We start from the raw sequence: 1,577 nt of genomic DNA, 5'->3' as shown, positions 1-1,577 counted from the left end.
CAGCGCGCCGAGCCGCCGCCGGAACCGCCGCCTCTCCCTCGGCCTCCAGCGCCGCCGCCGCGGCGTCCCGGGGCTTCCCGAGGAACATCCGGAATGTCGGCCAAGCCCTTGGTCAGGGCCGTGAAATACAGGCCTGTCCCGCCCACCAGCAGGACCGGACGCCCGTCCAGCTGCTGCAACAGATCCATCGCCGCCCGGCTCCAGCGTCCCACAGACCAGGCGTCGGCCGCATCGGCCACGCCGTACAGCCGATGCTCGGCCGTGGCCTCGTCCGCCTCGGACGGCCGGGCGCTCAGCACCCGCAGGTCGGCGTACAGCTGCTGGCTGTCGGCGTTGACGATCACCGCCCCGGTCCGCGCCGCCCGTGTCCAGCGCCAGCCGCGACTTCCCCGAGGCGGTCGGGCCGGCGATCAGGGTGATCTGGCAAGGGTGACTCACGCTTGTTCTTCTCTCGTCATTGCGGGGTGCCCGACGGGCGAACCCGGAACGCAGGGCGGCTCGCTCCCCTGGGTTCCGGGTTCTCCGCTGACGCGAAGCCCTGGAATGACGAATGGGGTGCGCGCCGGCGCCTTCGGCGATAGAACGCAGGCCCCGCAGCCGCAACCCGCCGGATACCGCCTTGCCCGACCGCTCCGACGTCATCTCTGTCCTCGACGCCATCCGGGATCCCAAAAGCGGGCGAGGGCTGGTCGCCGCCGGCCTGGTCCAGGGCCTGACCGTCGTCGAGGACCGCGCCGGCTTCGTCATCGAGGTCCCGGCCGGCGAGACCGGCCTCTACGCTCCCGTCCGCGACGCCGCCGAGGCCGCGCTGAAGGCCATGCCCGGCATGAACCGCGTCTCCGTCGTCCTGACCGCCGAGGCCGTGGCCGCCAGGCGGCCGGCCCGCACCGCCTCCCTCTCCCCCAGGCGGTGGAGCAGACGCGGGCGAAAAGCCCCGGTCCCCACCGACCGCCCGGCCCATGTCCGCCGCGTGCTGGCCGTCGCCTCGGGCAAGGGCGGCGTCGGCAAGTCCACAGTCGCGGTCAACCTGGCCGCCGCCCTGGCCGCGCGCGGACTGTCCGTGGGCCTGCTCGACGCCGACGTCTATGGCCCCTCCATGCCCACGATGCTGGGGGTTTCGGGCAAGCCGGACTACGTCGACGGCATGATCCAGCCCCACGTCGCCCACGGCCTGAAAGTCATGTCGGTGGGCCTGCTGACCAAGGCCGAGGACGCCATGGTCTGGCGCGGCCCCATGGCGTCCCAGGCCCTGACCCAGATGCTGACCCAGACCCGCTGGGGAACCGAGGACCGGCCGCTCGACGTCTTGGTGGTCGATCTGCCGCCCGGCACCGGTGACGTCCAGCTGACCCTGATCCAGAAGACGCCCCTGGACGGGGCGGTGCTCGTCACCACACCTCAGGAGGTGGCGCTCGCCGACGCCCGGCGCGCCCACGCCCTGTTCCAGAAGGTCGGCGTCCCCACGCTGGGCCTGATCGAGAACATGTCGGGCGACGTCTTTGGCCGCGGCGGCGGCCAAGCCGAGGCGGGGCGGCTGGGCGTTTCATTCCTCGGCGACCTGCCGCTCGCCGCCGCGG

At 73.1% G+C, this 1,577-nt stretch carries 1 protein-coding gene and 1 pseudogene; one reads left to right on the top strand and one right to left on the bottom strand.

From position 1 onward, the window contains the following. A pseudogene (locus AC2W7C_RS17665) lies at positions 1-344 on the bottom strand (hypothetical protein); the annotation flags it as partial. Between the two features lie 275 nt (positions 345-619). Between AC2W7C_RS17665 and AC2W7C_RS17660 the strand changes: the two are divergent. Further along, positions 620-1,577, top strand: a 958-nt coding sequence (locus AC2W7C_RS17660; protein WP_486002539.1) for an Mrp/NBP35 family ATP-binding protein, incomplete at its 3' end; no start/stop codon positions are given.

Source organism: Brevundimonas sp. CURTG3B2_SDJG (genome assembly GCF_057364705.1).
The sequence above is the reverse complement of the archived record's forward strand: the minus strand, read 5'-3'. Positions and strand labels throughout refer to the sequence as shown.